The organism is Streptomyces argenteolus (assembly GCF_042902585.1).
In the GTDB taxonomy this organism is placed as follows: domain Bacteria; phylum Actinomycetota; class Actinomycetes; order Streptomycetales; family Streptomycetaceae; genus Streptomyces; species Streptomyces argenteolus.
Genome location: NZ_JBIBEG010000001.1, coordinates 1,036,132 through 1,053,378, shown reverse-complemented (window position 1 = coordinate 1,053,378; position 17,247 = coordinate 1,036,132). Strand labels below are relative to the sequence as shown.

The 17,247-nt window shown below is 73.1% G+C and carries 21 protein-coding genes; 19 read left to right on the top strand and 2 right to left on the bottom strand.

The annotated features are described in order from the left end of the window. Positions 1-4 precede the first annotated feature (4 nt). The 7 genes from ACFY8O_RS04645 (at position 5) to ACFY8O_RS04615 (ending at position 5,706) form a co-directional block, all read left to right on the top strand. On the top strand, positions 5-373 hold the full coding sequence (locus ACFY8O_RS04645; protein ID WP_145804015.1) for a holo-ACP synthase: 369 nt from the start codon (positions 5-7) through the stop codon (positions 371-373). 4 nt (positions 374-377) lie between these two features. Beyond that, complete coding sequence (locus ACFY8O_RS04640; protein WP_387898801.1) at positions 378-1,829, top strand: NAD(P)H-hydrate dehydratase; 1,452 nt, start codon at positions 378-380, stop codon at positions 1,827-1,829. Between the two features lie 35 nt (positions 1,830-1,864). Next, complete coding sequence (locus ACFY8O_RS04635) at positions 1,865-2,251, top strand: DUF488 domain-containing protein (protein ID WP_145804011.1); 387 nt, start codon at positions 1,865-1,867, stop codon at positions 2,249-2,251. Between the two features lie 61 nt (positions 2,252-2,312). Further along, the gene (gene alr, locus ACFY8O_RS04630; RefSeq protein ID WP_387898798.1) at positions 2,313-3,467 is read left to right on the top strand and encodes an alanine racemase; all 1,155 of its coding nucleotides are present in this window, start codon (positions 2,313-2,315) and stop codon (positions 3,465-3,467) included. An 86-nt stretch (positions 3,468-3,553) separates the two neighbouring features. After that, entirely contained in the window at positions 3,554-4,780 is a 1,227-nt protein-coding gene (locus ACFY8O_RS04625; RefSeq protein ID WP_387898795.1) for an alpha/beta fold hydrolase, read from the top strand. Between the two features lie 19 nt (positions 4,781-4,799). After that, on the top strand, positions 4,800-5,333 hold the full coding sequence (gene tsaE / locus ACFY8O_RS04620) for a tRNA (adenosine(37)-N6)-threonylcarbamoyltransferase complex ATPase subunit type 1 TsaE (protein ID WP_145804005.1): 534 nt from the start codon (positions 4,800-4,802) through the stop codon (positions 5,331-5,333). Positions 5,334-5,502: 169 nt separating this feature from the next. Continuing rightward, complete coding sequence (locus ACFY8O_RS04615; protein ID WP_145804003.1) at positions 5,503-5,706, top strand: hypothetical protein; 204 nt, start codon at positions 5,503-5,505, stop codon at positions 5,704-5,706. Between the two features lie 76 nt (positions 5,707-5,782). On the opposite strand, the gene ACFY8O_RS04610 is transcribed toward ACFY8O_RS04615, so the two are convergent. After that, a complete protein-coding gene (locus tag ACFY8O_RS04610) occupies positions 5,783-6,319 on the bottom strand; it encodes a hypothetical protein (RefSeq protein ID WP_145804827.1) in 537 nt (178 codons plus the stop codon). Positions 6,320-6,510: 191 nt separating this feature from the next. Between ACFY8O_RS04610 and tsaB the strand changes: the two genes are divergently transcribed. From tsaB to ACFY8O_RS04565, 9 genes are all read left to right on the top strand, one after another. Beyond that, a complete protein-coding gene (gene tsaB / locus ACFY8O_RS04605; protein WP_387899582.1) occupies positions 6,511-7,158 on the top strand; it encodes a tRNA (adenosine(37)-N6)-threonylcarbamoyltransferase complex dimerization subunit type 1 TsaB in 648 nt (215 codons plus the stop codon). Continuing rightward, positions 7,155-7,646, top strand: a complete 492-nt coding sequence (gene rimI / locus ACFY8O_RS04600; protein ID WP_145804001.1) for a ribosomal protein S18-alanine N-acetyltransferase — start codon at positions 7,155-7,157, stop codon at positions 7,644-7,646. Before tsaB ends, rimI begins: the two co-directional genes overlap by 4 nt. Then, a complete protein-coding gene (gene tsaD, locus ACFY8O_RS04595; protein ID WP_387898790.1) occupies positions 7,646-8,740 on the top strand; it encodes a tRNA (adenosine(37)-N6)-threonylcarbamoyltransferase complex transferase subunit TsaD in 1,095 nt (364 codons plus the stop codon). Before rimI ends, tsaD begins: the two co-directional genes overlap by 1 nt. Then, a complete protein-coding gene (locus tag ACFY8O_RS04590; protein ID WP_145803998.1) occupies positions 8,737-9,006 on the top strand; it encodes a hypothetical protein in 270 nt (89 codons plus the stop codon). The genes tsaD and ACFY8O_RS04590 overlap by 4 nt, the downstream gene beginning before the upstream one ends. A gap of 135 nt (positions 9,007-9,141) precedes the next feature. Next, entirely contained in the window at positions 9,142-9,498 is a 357-nt protein-coding gene (locus tag ACFY8O_RS04585) for a YciI family protein (protein WP_145803996.1), read from the top strand. A gap of 70 nt (positions 9,499-9,568) precedes the next feature. After that, positions 9,569-10,810: an RNA polymerase sigma factor gene (locus ACFY8O_RS04580; protein WP_387898786.1), complete on the top strand. Its 1,242-nt coding sequence runs from the start codon at positions 9,569-9,571 to the stop codon at positions 10,808-10,810. Positions 10,811-10,880: 70 nt separating this feature from the next. After that, entirely contained in the window at positions 10,881-11,345 is a 465-nt protein-coding gene (locus ACFY8O_RS04575; protein ID WP_145803994.1) for a VOC family protein, read from the top strand. Between the two features lie 77 nt (positions 11,346-11,422). After that, positions 11,423-11,695 carry a DUF1876 domain-containing protein gene (locus ACFY8O_RS04570; RefSeq protein ID WP_145803992.1) on the top strand — a complete coding sequence of 91 codons (273 nt, stop codon included), beginning with the start codon at positions 11,423-11,425 and terminating at the stop codon, positions 11,693-11,695. A gap of 105 nt (positions 11,696-11,800) precedes the next feature. Continuing rightward, positions 11,801-12,415 (top strand): hypothetical protein, encoded by a 615-nt coding sequence (locus ACFY8O_RS04565; RefSeq protein ID WP_387898781.1) that lies wholly within the window; start codon positions 11,801-11,803, stop codon positions 12,413-12,415. A 10-nt stretch (positions 12,416-12,425) separates the two neighbouring features. On the opposite strand, the gene ACFY8O_RS04560 is transcribed toward ACFY8O_RS04565, so the two are convergent. Continuing rightward, positions 12,426-13,640: a THUMP-like domain-containing protein gene (locus ACFY8O_RS04560; protein ID WP_387898778.1), complete on the bottom strand. Its 1,215-nt coding sequence runs from the start codon at positions 13,638-13,640 to the stop codon at positions 12,426-12,428. Between the two features lie 90 nt (positions 13,641-13,730). On the opposite strand from ACFY8O_RS04560, the gene ACFY8O_RS04555 reads away from it, so the two are divergent. From ACFY8O_RS04555 to groL, 3 genes are all read left to right on the top strand, one after another. Next, positions 13,731-14,678 carry a polysaccharide deacetylase family protein gene (locus ACFY8O_RS04555; RefSeq protein WP_387899580.1) on the top strand — a complete coding sequence of 316 codons (948 nt, stop codon included), beginning with the start codon at positions 13,731-13,733 and terminating at the stop codon, positions 14,676-14,678. 480 nt (positions 14,679-15,158) lie between these two features. Beyond that, on the top strand, positions 15,159-15,467 hold the full coding sequence (gene groES / locus ACFY8O_RS04550) for a co-chaperone GroES (RefSeq protein WP_003966899.1): 309 nt from the start codon (positions 15,159-15,161) through the stop codon (positions 15,465-15,467). A 98-nt stretch (positions 15,468-15,565) separates the two neighbouring features. Next, the gene (gene groL / locus ACFY8O_RS04545; protein WP_145803984.1) at positions 15,566-17,191 is read left to right on the top strand and encodes a chaperonin GroEL; all 1,626 of its coding nucleotides are present in this window, start codon (positions 15,566-15,568) and stop codon (positions 17,189-17,191) included. The last annotated feature ends 56 nt before the right edge of the window (positions 17,192-17,247 follow it).

Here is a 17,247-nt window from a genome sequence, read left to right as displayed (position 1 = left end):
TGGCGTGATCATTGGGGTCGGGATCGATGTGGCGGAGATCGAGCGCTTCGGCGCGGCACTGGGGCGGACGCCCCAGCTCGCCGAGCGGCTCTTCCTGGAGCGGGAGTTGCTGCTCCCCGGAGGGGAACGGCGGGGCATCGCCTCCCTGGCCGCCCGCTTCGCGGCGAAGGAGGCACTGGCCAAGGCGCTCGGAGCACCGGGCGGGCTGCTCTGGACCGACGCCGAGGTGTGCGTCGAGGACAGCGGGCGTCCGCGCCTGGAGGTCCGCGGCACCGTCGCGGCGCGGGCGGCCGAGCTCGGCGTCCGCAGCTGGCACGTGTCGCTCAGCCACGATGCGGGGGTGGCGTCCGCCGTCGTGATCGCGGAGGGTTGAGCGTATGCGACTTGCCTACAGCGTCGAGACCGTACGGGCCGCCGAACAGAGGCTGATGGCACGGCTCCCGGAGGGGGCGCTGATGCAGCGCGCCGCCGCCGGACTGGCCGTGGCCTGCGGCGATCTCCTGCGGCGCAACGGACGGGTGTACGGATCGCGGGTGCTCCTGCTGGCCGGCAGCGGCGACAACGGCGGTGACACGCTGTACGCCGGTGCCCGGCTGGCCCGGCGCGGGGCCGGGGTACGGGCCCTGCTGACCTCACCGGGCACCGCGCACCCGGGCGGGCTGGCCGCGCTGCTCGCCGCGGGCGGACAGGTCCTGGACGGCCCGGAACTCGGCGCGTTCGGCCCCGTCGACCTCGTCGTCGACGGCATCACGGGGATCGGGGGCCGCGGCGGCCTGCGCCCGGAGGCGGCGGAACTGGTGCGGGCCGTCACCACGAGCGGCGCCCCCGTACTCGCCGTGGACCTGCCCAGCGGGGTCGAGGCGGACACCGGGCAGGTCCTCGGCACCGCCGTACGGGCGGACGCCACGGTCACCTTCGGCGCGTACAAGCCGGGGCTGCTCGTCGACCCGGCCGCCGAGCACGCGGGCGCGCTGCGGCTCATCGACATCGGCCTGGGGGAGGAGCTGCCCGAACGGCCCGATCTGGAGGCCCTCCAGTACGCCGACGTCGCCGCGCTCCTGCCCGTCCCCGGCGCCGAGAGCGACAAGTACCGGCGCGGTGTCGTCGGCGTGGCGGCCGGCTCCGAGCGCTATCCCGGTGCGGCCGTCCTGGCCGTCGCGGGCGCGCTGCGGGCCGGCGCGGGAGCCGTGCGCTACTCCGGGCCCGGCGCGGACGCCGTGATCGCCCGCTTCCCGGAGGCCCTGGTGCACCCGGGGCCGCCGTCGCGGGCCGGGCGGGTGCAGGCCTGGGTGGCCGGGCCCGGCCTCGGTGACTCCTCTGCGTCGGCGACCGCGGTGGCCGACGTGCTGGCCACCGACGTGCCGGTGCTGGTCGACGCGGACGGGCTGCGGCTGATGGACGCCGGTGCCGTCCGCGCGCGCACCGCCCCCACGGTGCTCACCCCGCACGCCGGTGAGGCCGCCGCGCTGCTCGGGGTGGAGCGCGAGGAGGTCGAGGCGGGGCGGCTTGCCGCCGTACGGGAGCTGGCCGCGCGCTACCGCGCCACGGTGCTGCTGAAGGGCTCGACGACCCTGGTCGCGGCGGACGGGGACGCGCCCGTGCGGGTCAACCCGACCGGCACGTCTTGGCTGGCCACGGCGGGCAGCGGCGACGTGCTGTCCGGGCTGACCGGTTCGCTGCTGGCGGCCGGCCTCGCCCCGCGTGACGCCGCCTCCGTGGGCGCCTATCTGCACGGCCTCGCGGCACGCGGGGCCTCGGACGGCGCGCCGGTCGCCGCGCAGGACGTCGCGGACGCGATTCCGGCCGCCTGGCGGGACGTGCGGGCCTGATCCAGGCTGGAACCACGGGAACGGAGGTGACCGGTGTGGGCAGCGGCAGCGACATCCGGGTGCGCAGGGTGTACGACCCGCCGGAGGAGGACGACGGCACGCGCGTGCTCGTCGACCGGCTCTGGCCGCGCGGTGTCTCCAAGGAGCACGCGGCGGTCGACCTGTGGGCCAAGGACGTGACGCCGTCGAAGGAACTCCGCACCTGGTACCACGAGGACCGGTCCGCAGGCCGGTACGACGACTTCGTGGACCGCTACCGCACGGAGCTCGGCGACCCCGCGCACACCGAGGCCGTCGAGGCGCTCCTCGCCCTGGTGCGCGAGGGCGGGCCCGTCACCCTCGTCACCGCGGTGAAGGACGTCCCGGCCAGCCACGTCCCGGTCCTCGTCGACCACCTGGAGCACGCCCTCGACCACCGGTGACCGCCTCACCGGGCACAGGAGGTCGAGGGCACAGGCGTACGGCTCTGAGAGACTGGGCGCGATGAACGAGACAGCGACCCTGAGAGCCCGTGCCGAGATCGACCTCGCCGCACTGCGGGCCAACGTGCGCGCCCTGCGCGCGCGGGCGTCCGGCGCACAGCTCATGGCCGTGGTGAAGTCCGACGCGTACGGACACGGCGCGGTGCCCTGCGCCAGGGCCGCACTGGAGGCCGGCGCGACCTGGCTGGGCACCGCCACCCCGCAGGAGGCGCTCGCCCTGCGGGCCGCCGGGCTCGGCGGCAGGGTGATGTGCTGGCTGTGGACGCCTGGGGGTCCCTGGCGCGAGGCGATCGAGGCCGACATCGATGTCTCGGTGAGCGGGATGTGGGCCCTCGACGAGGTCGTCGCCGCCGCCACCGCCGCCGGGGTCCCGGCCCGGGTCCAGCTCAAGGCCGACACGGGCCTCGGGCGCAACGGCTGCCAGCCCGCCGACTGGCCGGAACTCGTCTCGGCGGCCCGGGCGGCCGAGGAGGCGGGCACCCTGCGGATCACCGGCCTGTGGTCCCACTTCGCCTGCGCCGACGAGCCGGGGCACCCGTCGATCGCCGCGCAGCTGAACGTGTTCCGCGACATGGTGGCCTACGCCGAGAAGGAGGGCGTCCGGCCCGAGGTGCGGCACATCGCCAACTCCCCGGCGACCCTCACGGTGCCCGAGTCGCACTTCGACCTCGTACGCACCGGGATCGCGATGTACGGCATCTCGCCCAGCCCGGAACTGGGCACCCCGGCCGACTTCGGGCTGCGCCCCGTCATGACGCTCGTGGCCTCCGTCGCGCTCGTCAAGCAGGTGCCGCAGGGACACGGCATCAGCTACGGGCACCACTACACGACGGCCGCCGAGACGACGCTCGCGCTGGTGCCGGTCGGCTACGCGGACGGCATCCCGCGTCACGCCTCCGGACGGGGGCCCGTGCTGGTCGGGGGCGCCGTCCGCAGGATCGCGGGACGCGTCGCGATGGACCAGTTCGTCGTCGACCTCGGCGGCGCCGCCCTGGCGGCGGGCGCGGAGGCGGTGCTCTTCGGGCCGGGCGACCGGGGCGAGCCGAGCGCGGAGGACTGGGCGGTGGCGGCGGACACGATCGCGTACGAGATCGTCACGCGCATCGGAGGACGCGTCCCCCGCGTCCATCTCGACGGGGAAACCTGGCGCGGCTGACGGCCGGACCGGGCCCGCCCGGACCGGCTCCGGACGGCCACGGCGACGGTGGCGGCCGGCGACAACTACGACGACGAAGGAGCACGGTGAGCGAGACCAGCGCGGAGGACGTGGTGGCGACGGCGGCCGTCGCGGCGGCCGGCTGGCGCCGGGCGGGCATCGCGGGGGCGGCGATAGGCGTCATCGCCGCGGGTGCGGCGGCCGGCGTCGCCGTGGAGCGCCTGACGGTCGGCCGTGGCATGCGCAAGAAGGCCCGCCTCGCCCTGGACGCCTCCGGGCCGTACGGCTCCCTGCGCGGCCTGCCGGGCCGGGCGGTCGCCGACGACGGCACCGAGCTGTACTACGAGGTCGACGAGGTCGAGCCGGACGGCGGGACGAGCCCCGCGGGCTCCAGCGCCGGGGCGGCCGTGCCCGCGGGCTCCGGGTCGCGGCGGCGCAGGCTCTTCGGCCGCAAGGACCCCGCGCCCCTGACCGTCGTGTTCAGCCACGGCTACTGCCTCGGCCAGGACTCCTGGCACTTCCAGCGGGCGGCACTGCGGGGTCTGGTCCGCACGGTCCACTGGGACCAGCGCAGCCACGGGCGCTCCGAGCGCGGACGGGCGCAGGCCCAGGGCGTGCCGGTCGGGATCGACCAGCTCGGCCGCGATCTCAAGGCGGTCATCGAGGCGGCGGCCCCCGAGGGCCCGCTGGTGCTGGTCGGGCACTCGATGGGCGGCATGACGATGATGGCGCTCGCCGACCTCTACCCGGCGCTGATCCGGGACCGGGTGGCGGCGGTGGCGTTCGTGGGGACGTCGAGCGGCAAGCTGGGCGAGGTGAACTTCGGGCTGCCGGTCGCCGGGGTGAACGCGGTGCGCCGGGTGCTGCCCGGTGTGCTGAAGGCGCTCGGCTCGCAGGCGGAACTCGTGGAGCGGGGCCGGCGGGCGACGGCCGACCTGTTCGCGGGGCTGATCAAGCGGTACTCGTTCGGTTCGCGGGACGTGGACCCGGCGGTCGCGCGCTTCGCGGAGCGGCTCATCGAGTCGACGCCGATCGATGTGGTCGCGGAGTTCTACCCGGCGTTCACGGAGCACGACAAGAGCGGGGCGCTGCCCGCGTTCCGCGATCTGCCGGTGCTGATCCTGGCCGGGGACAAGGACCTGGTGACCCCGAGCTCGCACAGCGAGGCCATCGCGGACGAACTCCCGGACGCCGAGCTGGTCATCGTGCCGGACGCCGGTCACCTGGTGATGCTGGAGCACCCGGAGACGGTCACGGACCGGCTCGCGGATCTGCTCGTACGGATCGGAGCCGTTCCGGCCGGGGCACGCTGATCCTCTACCGTTGGTCGGCATGGAAGCAGCGCACAACGGCCCGGTCACCGGCACCGCCGCACCGGGCATCGTCACCGTGGACGTGGCCGTCGAGTCCCCCGAACAGATGAAGCAGCTCGGGCGCCGGATCTCCGGCGTGCTGGCCCCCGGCGACCTGGTGATGCTCACCGGCGAGCTGGGCGCGGGCAAGACCACCCTGACCCGCGGTCTCGGTGAAGGGCTCGGGGTGCGCGGCGCCGTGACCTCGCCGACCTTCGTGATCGCCCGGGTCCACCCGCCGCTGGGCGAGGGGCCCGCCCTGGTCCACGTCGACGCGTACCGCCTGGGCGGCGGACTCGACGAGATGGAGGACCTGGACCTCGATGTCTCGCTCCCCGAATCGGTGGTCGTCGTGGAGTGGGGCGACGGCAAGGTCGAGGAGCTCTCGGAGGACCGGCTTCAGGTGGTGATCGACCGTGCCGTCGGGGACACCGACGACGAGCGCCGCACGGTGACGCTGGTGGGGATCGGGGCCCGCTGGGCCGGGCTGCGTGAGGAGCTGGCCGCTCGCTGAGAACCGGTCCCCGGCGGCCGTACCCATGGCTCACCCACCGGACTTCCCGACGCTTTCCGACAGCTCGTCGGTAAAATGTTGCGCGGGGGAGGCCCGTCGTGGTCACATGGGTACAGAGGCTGGTTAGGTCTACCTAACCACGGCTCTCGACGAAGCCCGAGGAGGCAGCATGCCGGCACCCGAGCGTGAAGTGCAGCCGCAGTCGTCGCAGGCGGAGCCGCCATCGGCGTCCGCCGTGTCGATGAAGGACCTGCTCGCCTCCTGTGCGGCGGCGACGGCGGTCTCGACACCGCCGCGCGACGAGCACGCGGACGAGGACGACGGTGACGGGAGCCCGGTGATCCGGCCCGCGGCGGGGCGGGACGCCGCCTAAGGGCTGTCCCGGAGAGCTGACGCGCCGGGCCGCCACGGGACGGGCGTGCGGCGGGCCCGGACGGCCGGAGCCGTCGCTACGGGACGACCACGACCTTGACGCCGACCGTCGCGAAGGTCCACAGCGCGTTGCCGTCGGCCCGCTTCATGCGCACCCCGCCGGTCTTCATCGTGGGGTCGGGGCTCCGCATCGAGCCGTCCTGCGCGGCGCTGAAGCCCACGGAGACGTCGTCGACGTTCGCGAAGCGCACCACGTGCTCGATCAGGACACCGTCCGAGCCCTTGATGGTGCCGGAACGCGAGGTCACCTGGTAGACGCCCGGGAGCGGGCTCACGGAGCTCGGCATCACGGCGAACGTCCGGAGGGCCTTCTCCTTGTCGTCCACGATCCACACCCGCCGGTCCTTCAGCGAGTACACGACACGGGCACCCGTGTCGGAGTCCGCGGGCACCGCGAGAGGATCCTTCGCGGGCTTCGGCTTCTCGGAGGGCGCGGCGGCCGAGTGCGACGCCTCGGCGGAGGGGACGGCGACCGAGTCGGGCGCGTTCGCGGATGCCTGGTAGGCGAGGAAACAGACCACGGCCACCGCCGCGGCAGTGAGCCCGGCCACCATTCCCGAGCTGCCCCTTGCCACCGTGAGCTCCCCTTTCGGATGCCGTGCGTCGCCTGTCGTACAAGCATTTACGTCGTACACGCGTGTACCCGGGCGACGGTACCAGCAGCGGAAGGGCGGGCCGGGACGCTGCACAGGCTGTGATGGCCGAGTCGGCGGAGCCGTAGGCTGTTTGTGTGCTGCTGCTCGCCATGGATACCGCCACCCCCGCCGTCACCGTCGCCCTTCACGACGGGACCTCCGTCGTCGCCGAGACCGGGCAGGTCGACGCCCGCAGGCACGGGGAGCTGCTGCTGCCCGCCGTCGACCGGGTCCTCGCCGAGGCGGGGGTGAAGCTCGACGCCGTGACCGACGTGGCCGTCGGGGTCGGCCCCGGCCCGTACACGGGGCTGCGCGTCGGCCTCGTCACCGCGGCGACCTTCGGCTCCGCCCTCTCCGTGCCGGTGCACGGGCTGTGCACGCTCGACGCCCTCGCGTACGCCGCCGGGCGGGACGGCCTCGAAGGCCCCTTCGCCGTCGCGACCGACGCGCGCCGCAAAGAGGTCTACTGGGCGCGCTACGAGGACTCCCGCACCCGGGACGGCGAACCCTCCGTCGACCGGCCCGCCGACATCGCCGAACGGCTCGCCGGACTCCCCGTCGTCGGAGCCGGCGCCCTCCTCTACCCCGGCGCCTTCCCCGACGCCCGCGGCCCCGAGCACGTCCACGCCGGAGCGCTCGCCTCGCTCGCGGCCGAGCGGCTGGCCGCCGGGGCGGAGCTGCTGCCCCCGACGCCGCTCTATCTGCGCAGGCCGGACGCCCAGGTCCCGAAGAACTACAAGGTGGTCACCCCGAAGTGACCACCGCGACCGCTGTCCTGCGTGAGATGCGCTGGTGGGACATCGAGCCCGTACTGGAGCTGGAACACGAGCTGTTCCCCGACGACGCCTGGTCGGCCGGCATGTTCTGGTCCGAGCTCGCCCACGCCCGCGGACCGCGCGCCACCCACCGCTACGTCGTCGCGGAGGACCCCGTCGACGGCGGCATCGTCGGCTACGCGGGCCTCGCCTCGGCCGGCGACCTCGCCGACGTCCAGACGATCGCGGTCAGCCGCGGCCACTGGGGCGGCGGTCTCGGCTCCGAACTCCTGACCGACCTGCTCCGGCACGCGACCGCCTTCGAGTGCGGCGCGGTGCTCCTGGAGGTCCGGGTCGACAACACCCGCGCGCAGAAGCTCTACGAACGCTTCGGCTTCGAGCCCATCGGTTTCCGCCGGGGCTACTACCAGCCGGGGAACATCGACGCACTCGTCATGCGCCTGACCGTACAAGGAACAGAGACAGACTGATGGCTGACGAACCTCTCGTACTCGGTATCGAGACCTCCTGCGACGAGACGGGCGTCGGCATCGTGCGCGGGACGACCCTCCTCGCCGACGCCGTGGCGTCCAGCGTCGACACCCACGCCCGGTTCGGCGGTGTCGTCCCCGAGATCGCCTCCCGCGCCCACCTGGAGTCGATGGTCCCCACCATCGAGCGCGCCCTGAAGACCGCCGGGATCAGCGCCCGCGACCTCGACGGGATCGCGGTCACGGCGGGCCCCGGGCTCGCCGGTGCGCTGCTCGTCGGCGTCTCCGCGGCCAAGGCGTACGCGTACGCCCTGGGCAAGCCGCTGTACGGGGTGAACCACCTGGCCTCGCACATCTGCGTCGACCAGCTGGAGCACGGCCCGCTGCCGGAGCCGACGATGGCGCTGCTGGTCAGCGGAGGACACTCCTCGCTGCTCCTGGCCCCGGACATCACCAGCGACGTACGGCCGCTCGGCGCCACCATCGACGACGCGGCCGGTGAGGCCTTCGACAAGATCGCCCGGGTGCTGGACCTCGGATTCCCCGGAGGTCCGGTCATCGACCGGCTGGCCAGGGAGGGCGACCTGAAGGCGATCGCCTTCCCGCGCGGTCTCAGCGGCTCGCGCGACCCCGCGTACGACTTCTCGTTCTCCGGGCTCAAGACGTCCGTGGCCCGGTGGATCGAGGCGAAGCGCGCGGCCGGCGAGGAGGTGCCCGTCCGGGACGTGGCGGCGTCCTTCCAGGAGGCCGTGGTGGACGTCCTCACCCGCAAGGCCGTCCGCGCCTGCAAGGACGAGGGCGTCGACCACCTCATGATCGGCGGTGGCGTCGCCGCCAACTCGCGGCTGCGGGCCCTCGCCGAGGAGCGGTGCCAGAAGGCGGGCATCCGGCTGCGGGTCCCCAGGCCGGGCCTGTGCACCGACAACGGCGCGATGGTCGCCGCGCTGGGCGCGGAGATGGTGGCGCGCAACCGCCCGCACTCCGATCTGGACCTCTCCGCCGACTCCTCGCTCCCGGTCACCGAGACCCATGTGCCGGGCGCGCACAGCCACGACCACGTGCACGAGGTCAGCAAGGACAACCTCTACTCATGACCGTCGCCCTGATGTGGGAGGCCCGTGCCACCGAGGGCAGGGGCGCGGAGCTGCTGGAGTGGGCCAGGGCCCGGGCGGGCGAACTGGCCCGGGAGCCCCTGCGCAGCGAGCTGCTGCGCGCTCCTCAGGACCGCGTGCTCGTCCTGACCTGGTGGGACGCGGCGTACGACGAGGAGCTGCCGGAGCTGCCGGAGCCGGAGGCGGCGCTCGTCACGCGCGCCGTCCACCGGTGGCGGTTCGAGTCCCTCGGCCCGGCGAACGGCTGATCCCGGGCCGGCGCGGAGGCCCGCCGGAAAGAAATTCAGGAAATCTTTCCGGACGTGTCGATCCGGGCCCCTACCGTTCGACGCATGGGTGAGAGGCGGGGGACAGCCCCCGCTTCCGGAGTCCGAGGAGACACCATGCCGCGCTACCTGACGATGGTCCGGTTCGACGAGACGAACGCCCCGGCCGAGGGCCCCAGCCAAGGACTGATGGAGCGCATGGGCGCGCTCATCGAGGAGATGACCAAGGCCGGTGTCCTGCTGGACACCGCAGGTCTCACCCCGGCCTCCGAGGGCACCAGGGTCACCTGGTCGAACGGCGAGTTCACCGTCACGGACGGGCCGTTCACGGAGACCAAGGAGGTCGTCGGCGGCTACGCCCTGATCCAGGCCAAGGACAAGGCCGAGATCCTGGAGTGGACCAAGCGCTTCCTCGCGGTCCACGAGCCGCACTGGACGATCACCTCCGAGATCCGGGAGATCGCGGAGAACTGACGGAGGGCCGGTGTCCGGGGCGGGCGGCGGATCTTGCCGCTCCCGCCCCCGGCTGCTGTGATGGGTGCCCGTGACAGCAACGAGCGACACCGTCGAGGCCGTGTACCGCATCGAGTCGGCCAGGATCGTCGCCGGTGCGGCCCGCATCGTCCGGGACCTGGCCATCGCCGAGGAGATCGCCCAGGACGCGCTGGTCGCCGCCCTGGAGCAGTGGCCCGAGACCGGTGTCCCCGACCGGCCCGGCGCCTGGCTCATGACCACGGCCAAGCGGCGCGCGATCGACCTCGTACGCCGCAGGGAGACCTACGCCCGCAAGCTGGCGGAGGTCGGGCGGAGCCTGGAGGACGTGCCGGGGCCGGAGCTCGCCGACCCGGACGCCATCGACGACGACGTGCTCCGGCTGATCTTCACGTCCTGCCACCCGGTCCTCTCCACCGAGGCCCGCGTCGCCCTCACCCTGCGGCTGATCGGCGGCCTGAGCACGGACGAGATCGCCCGGGCCTTCCTGGCGGCCGAATCCACCGTCGCGCAGCGCATCGTCCGCGCCAAGCGTGCCCTCGGGCGGGCGAACGTGCCCTTCGAGGTGCCGCGGGGCGCCGAGCGCGCCGGCCGGCTCGGCTCGGTGCTGGAGGTCGTCTACCTCGTGTTCAACGAGGGGTACGCGGCGACCGCCGGGGACGACTGGCTGCGCCCGGCGCTCTGCGAGGACGCCCTGCGCCTGGCGCGCTTGCTGGCGGGGCTGATGGACCGGGAGCCGGAGGTCCACGGGCTGGCGGCCCTCCTGGAACTCCAGGCCTCCCGCATCCGCGCGCGCACCGGACCGGACGGCACCCCGCTCCTGCTGGAGGAGCAGAACCGCGCCCGGTGGGACCAGCTGCTGATCCGGCGCGGTTTCGCGGCCCTGGAACGGGCGTACGCGCCGGGCGCGGCCCCGGGGCCGTACACGCTGCAGGCCGCCATCGCCGCCTGCCACGCCCGCGCCGTGCGCTACGAGGACACGGACTGGCGGACGGTCGCCACGCTGTACGGCCATCTGGCGAAGGCCGCGCCCTCGCCGGTGGTCGAGCTGAACCGGGCGGTGGCCGTCTCCATGGCCGAGGGCCCGGCCGCGGGTCTGGCCCTGACGGACGCCCTGGCGCGGGAGCCGGCGATGGCGGGCTACCACCTGCTGCCGAGCGTGCGGGGCGACCTGCTGGAGCGGCTGGGGCGTGCGGGGGAGGCGCGCGCCGCGTTCCTCCACGCGGCGGAGCTGACGCGTAACGCACGGGAGCGGGAGCTGCTGCTCACCCGTGCGCACCGTGTGTCCCGATGAGTTCCGGGGCCGGGGGCGGTCTACCTTTCACAGCGTCCCGAGACGCACCGGACCGCGCGGAGGAGAGACCATGCAGAAGATCAGGCCCTGTCTGTGGTTCGACGACCAGGCGGAGGAGGCGGCGGCCTTCTACGTCTCCGTCTTCGGCGGCGACTCCCGCGTCGAAGGCGTCATGCGCAACCCCGGCGCGGCGCCGGGGGAGGCCGGCTCGGTCCTGACGGTGGACTTCGTCCTCGCGGGCCAGGAGTACATGGCCCTCAACGGCGGCCCTCACTTCACGTTCTCAGAGGCCGTCTCCCTCACCGTCGACTGCGCGTCGCAGGAAGAGGTGGACCGCTTCTGGGAGGCGCTCACCGACGGGGGCGAGGAGGGCCAGTGCGGATGGCTGAAGGACAGGTACGGACTGTCCTGGCAGATCGTCCCCCGGGCGCTCCCCGAGCTGCTCACCGGGCCTGACCGGGCCAGGGCCGAGCGGGCGATGAAGGCGATGATGGGGATGCGGAAGCTGGACGTGCAGGCTCTGCTGGACGCCTGACGCCCAGCCCCACGCACGTGCGGAGGCGGGTGAACGGGCGCACCCTGGAAGCAGGAAAATTCCGGGAGGTGACCGTCATGATGGAGACAGCGGTCGGATGGCACGTCGAGCTGGAATTCGAGGAGGACACCCACCGCACGCGCGCGGCGGCTCTCGTACGGCTCAGTGACGGGACCGAGGTGCGGGCCCATGGATACGCCAGCCGGCACCCGTCCGACGCGCAGCAGCCACGGGTGGGCGAGGAGATCGCCGGAGCCCGCGCGCTGAACGAACTGGCGATGAAACTGCTCACCAAGGCGCACGACGAGATCGACGAGGCGTCCGGCAGGACCTCGTACCCGCTGACATGAGGCGTGGGTCCGCGCGGACCCGGCTGCCGGTCCGGCCGGTGCGGGGGCTCGGTTAATGTCTGGGGCATGTCGGCCCGTGCACCGCTCCCGCCACCGCCTCCGCCCGTGGGGATACGTACCTGGCCCGACCGCGAGGCGCTGCTGAGCGACCGGGCGCTGATCCTGGGCGAGCTGGTGACGACGTACATCGGCCCGGCGCGCCTGGGTCTGACGCTGATGTGGGCCGGGCTGGCCGCGCTGGGCTGGTCCCTGGCCGGGGCGGCGTTCCTCGTGTTCGAGGACGCTCCCGACGCGCTCGGCGCGGTGCCGGGCGTCCTGTGCCTGGCCGTGGGTGCCTGCGTCCTGATCCCCGCCGTCGTCCTGACGGCCGCCGGGGTGTCCCGGGACCTGCGGGTCCACCGGCTCCTGGGGGAGTGGGGCGAGCTGGACCGCGATGCCGGGAGGGACCTCCCCCTGCGCAGGCCGGGGGCGAGCCTCGCCTGGCTGCTGGTGTCGTACACGCTGTGCGCGGCGGGGCTGTTCGGCTGTGTGGTGGTCCCGGCGACCGCGAGGGCGGGCGAGGAGACGTACGGCCTGGTGGCCTGGCTGGTGGGGCTCGGCTTCATCGCCTGGCTGACCGGGCTCACCGGGCTCGTCAAGGCGTACGCCCACCGCCGCTGGGTGCTGCGGGTGCTTCTGCGCCGCCCGGCGGGCGAACCGCTGTTCGGGGTGGACGGCTGACGGCGGGCCGTCAGGGGCGCCCGACCGGGTGCCCGATCAGCATGGTCGGCGCCCCGGCCACCCGGGTCAGGAAGACGGTGGCCGCGTTCGGCCCCTGGAGCTTCATCTTCCGGCGCAGCTCCTCGGGTTCGACGGCGGAGCCGCGCTTCTTGACCGTCAGCACCCCCACCTGGCGCTCCCTCAGCAACGCCTTCAGCTTCTTCATGTTGAAGGGCATCCGATCGGTGATCTCGTACGCCGTCGTGGCCTCGGACTCGTACGCCGTGTCGCTCGTGACGTAGGCGATCGTCTCGTCGATCAGCCTGCCCTCGCACCGGTCCACGACCGCGGCCACCAGATGGGCGCGGATCACCGCGCCGTCCGGCTCGTACAGATACCGGCCGACGGGACCGACCGGCGGGGCGGGGAGCGGGCCTGCGGAGACGAGGGTGGCGCGGGACGGGAGCAGCGTCGCCCGGAAGGCGCCGGGTGTGAAGCCCTCGCCGAACCAGAGCACGGCCTCCTTCACGTCGCCGCCGTCCGAGATCCACTCGGCCTCGGCCCGCGGGTCGACGGCCTCGTGCGGGACACCGGGGGCGATCTTCAGAGCGGCGCGCGGCGCCTTGAGCGCCGCCCCGGTCGCCCAGGAGAGCGGCGGCGAATAGGCCTCGGGGTCGAAGATCCTGCCGCGTCCGCCGCGCCGCGCCGGGTCGACGAAGACCGCGTCGTACGGGGAGGTGTCGATCTCCGTGACGTCGGCGCACCGCACCTCGACGAGCTCCTGGAGGCCCAGCGCCTCGGCGTTGGCGCGGGCGACCTCGGCCGTGAGCGGGTCGCGATCCACGGCCAGCACCGAGATGCCCGCCCTGGCCAGCGCGATCGCGTCACCGCCGATGCCGCAGCAGAGATCGGCGACGCTCCGTACGCCCTGCTCGGCGAACCGGCCCGCGCGATGGGCCGCGACCGAGGTCCGGGTCGCCTGTTCCACGCCGGCGGGGGTGAAGAACATGCGGTACGCGTCCGCCGCCCCGAACTTCGCCACCGCGCGCTGCCGCAGGCGTGCCTGTCCGAGCGCCGCCGACACGAGCGCGGCGGGGTGGGTGCGGCGCAGCCGGGTCGCCGTGGCCAGTTCCTGGGAGGGGTCGTGGTCACGCAGCTCGTCCAGGAGGGCCGCGCCCTCGGGGGTGCGCAGCGCCGCGAAGGCGTCGAGCGGGTCGGCCTGACCGGCGGGGGGAAGGGCGTTCACGCCTCCATTGTGAGCCAGCCGGGGGACGCGGCGGGCCTCGCGGAGGTGTCGCGGGAGGGGGGCGCGGAGCCGGTGGCAGGATGCGGCGCCATGCAACTAGTAAGACAAAACGAAAAGTCGGTGACGAAGCGGTGCAGAACGGTCTGTGCGGTCCTGGCCGCGCTGCTGGTCGCCGCCGCGGCGTCCGGGTGTGCCGACGGCGCGCGTGAGCAGGCCGCGGGCCGGGACGAGCCGGCCTCCCCGGCCGCCGGGCAGCCGGGCGCCGCGGCTCGGCCGGGGGCCGGGGCGGCCGAGGCGCGGGCCGAGCGGCTGAAGCGTGCGCAGGCCGCCCGTGCTGCCGCCGCGAAGAAGTGGGGCCTGGCGAAGGTGCCGCTGGCCGCACCCGCGCCTCCCGCCCAGAAGCCGCGCATCACCACGCGTGAGGGGTTCGAGGTGGAGGGAGGGGAGGCGCTGCCGCCGGTCTTCACCACCGTGCCCACCGAGGAACGCATCGTCTTCCTGACGATGGACGACGGGGCGGAGAAGGACCCCGAACTCCTGCGGATGATGACGGAGCTGAAGATTCCGTACAGCGCCTTCCTCAGCGACTACGTGGTGAGCGACGACTACGGCTACTTCAAGGACATGCAGGCCAGGGGCGTGACCCTCAGCAACCACACCCTCAACCACCGCTATCTTCCGGGGCTTTCGGCGGCCGAGCAGCGCCGGGAGATCTGCGGCGAGCAGGAGAAGATCGAGAAGTACTTCGGGAAGCGGCCCACGCTCTTCCGGCCGCCGTACGGCAACTACAACGGCGACACCCTCCGCGCCGCCAAGTCCTGCGGGATCAAGGCCGTGCCCCTGTGGGCGGCCGAGGCGTTCCCCGACCACATGGAGTGGCGTGAGTGGGACCGGGACCTGCACCCCGGCGACATCGTCCTCACCCACTTCCGGGGCCGCGAGGACTGGGGCGGGTCCATGGCCGACATGATCCGCAACGTCATGAAGGCGATCACGGACAAGGGGTACGCCGTGGCCAGGCTGGAGGACTACGTCTGAGCGGACGCGAGCCCGCTCCCGGCGCACGGAGGTCCGGCGGGGGCGGTGGCGGCGGGTGGTGAGGGCGAGGGGTTCTGCGGTGCCTCTGCCCGGTTGGTGCCGTGGGCGTCCTGCTCGGGCCGTGCCACCGGCCGGCGTGCGGAGGTCTCGCCGGGCCGTGCGGACGGTCGGTGTCCGCGCGTCTCGCCGCCGGACCAGCCGTCAGATGTGGGCGGGCGTACGCCACCGGAACACCGTGGCCCTCTCCCGCGTTGTGCCGGGCGTGCGCCGGTCGCGCGACGCCACGCCTGGGTGGTGAATTGGCACTCCGCTTGACCGAGTGCTAATCGCCGCCATAGTCTCAGTGCTGGCACTCCCCGAGGGAGAGTGCCAGCAGCACTGCGCGACACGGCAGGTCCGGCACCCGCGACGACGGATCGACCTGGTCGCCACCCACAGACTGTTAAACCCCGTGAGATCTCCGAAGGGGGAGACCGGATCGTGTCGACCACCAGCTCCAAGGTTGCGATCAAGCCGCTCGAGGACCGCATTGTGGTCCAGCCGCTCGACGCCGAGCAGACCACGGCTTCCGGCCTGGTCATTCCGGACACCGCCAAGGAGAAGCCCCAGGAGGGCGTCGTCCTGGCCGTGGGCCCGGGCCGCTTCGAGAACGGCGAGCGCCTTCCGCTCGACGTCAAGACCGGCGATGTCGTTCTGTACAGCAAGTACGGCGGCACCGAGGTGAAGTACAACGGCGAGGAGTACCTCGTCCTCTCGGCTCGCGACGTTCTCGCGATCGTCGAGAAGTAATTCACCCACGTTTGCTTCTGTTCTGCGCCCCTGGCCCCCTGCGAGACAACTAGCCGGGCGGCGAGGGGCGCAGTTCGTTTGAGAGGACAGCTCAGCCCATGGCGAAGATTCTGAAGTTCGACGAGGACGCCCGTCGCGCCCTTGAGCGCGGCGTCAACAAGCTTGCCGACACGGTGAAGGTGACGATCGGCCCGAAGGGCCGCAACGTCGTCATCGACAAGAAGTTCGGTGCCCCCACCATCACCAACGACGGTGTCACCATCGCGCGCGAGGTCGAGCTCGACGACCCGTACGAGAACCTCGGTGCCCAGCTGGTGAAGGAGGTGGCGACCAAGACCAACGACGTGGCGGGTGACGGCACCACCACCGCCACCGTGCTCGCCCAGGCCCTCGTCCGCGAAGGCCTCCGCAACGTCGCCGCGGGCGCCTCCCCGGCCTCCCTGAAGAAGGGCATCGACGCCGCCGTCAAGGCCGTGTCCGAGGACCTCCTCGCGAGCGCGCGCCCGATCGACGACAAGGCCGACATCGCCGCCGTGGCCGCGCTCTCCGCGCAGGACCCGCAGGTCGGCGAGCTCATCGCGGACGCGATGGACAAGGTCGGCAAGGACGGCGTCATCACCGTCGAGGAGTCCAACACCTTCGGTCTGGACCTCGAGTTCACCGAGGGCATGGCCTTCGACAAGGGCTACCTCTCCCCGTACATGGTGACCGACCAGGAGCGTATGGAGGCCGTCCTCGACGACCCGTACATCCTGATCCACCAGGGCAAGATCGGCTCCATCCAGGAGCTGCTCCCGCTCCTGGAGAAGGTCATCCAGGCGGGTGGCTCCAAGCCGCTGCTGATCATCGCCGAGGATGTCGAGGGCGAGGCGCTCTCCACCCTCGTCGTCAACAAGATCCGTGGCACCTTCAACGCCGTCGCGGTGAAGGCCCCGGGCTTCGGTGACCGCCGCAAGGCCATGCTCGGCGACATCGCCACCCTCACCGGTGCGACCGTCATCGCCGAGGAGGTCGGCCTCAAGCTCGACCAGGCCGGTCTGGACGTGCTCGGCACGGCTCGCCGTGTCACCGTCTCCAAGGACGACACGACCATCGTCGACGGCGGCGGCGACTCCGCCGACGTCAAGGGCCGCGTCAACCAGATCAAGGCCGAGATCGAGTCCACGGACTCCGACTGGGACCGGGAGAAGCTCCAGGAGCGCCTCGCGAAGCTGGCCGGCGGCGTGTGCGTGATCCGCGTCGGTGCCGCCACCGAGGTGGAGCTCAAGGAGAAGAAGCACCGTCTGGAGGACGCCATCTCCGCGACCCGCGCCGCGGTCGAGGAGGGCATCGTCTCCGGTGGTGGCTCCGCTCTGGTCCACGCCGTCAAGGTCCTCGAGGGCAACCTCGGCAAGACCGGCGACGAGGCAACGGGTGTCGCGGTCGTGCGCCGCGCCGCCGTCGAGCCGCTCCGCTGGATCGCGGAGAACGCGGGCCTCGAGGGCTACGTCATCACCTCGAAGGTCGCCGAGCTCGACAAGGGCCAGGGCTTCAACGCCGCGACCGGCGAGTACGGCGACCTGGTGAAGGCCGGCGTCATCGACCCGGTCAAGGTCACCCGCTCCGCCCTGGAGAACGCCGCGTCCATCGCGTCGCTGCTGCTCACGACCGAGACCCTGGTCGTCGAGAAGCCGGCCGAGGACGAGGCCGACGCCGGTCACGGCGGCCACGGCCACTCCCACTAGCAGGTCCGTACGCCACCGAGGCCCGGTACCCCCGTCGCGGGGGCACCGGGCCTCGG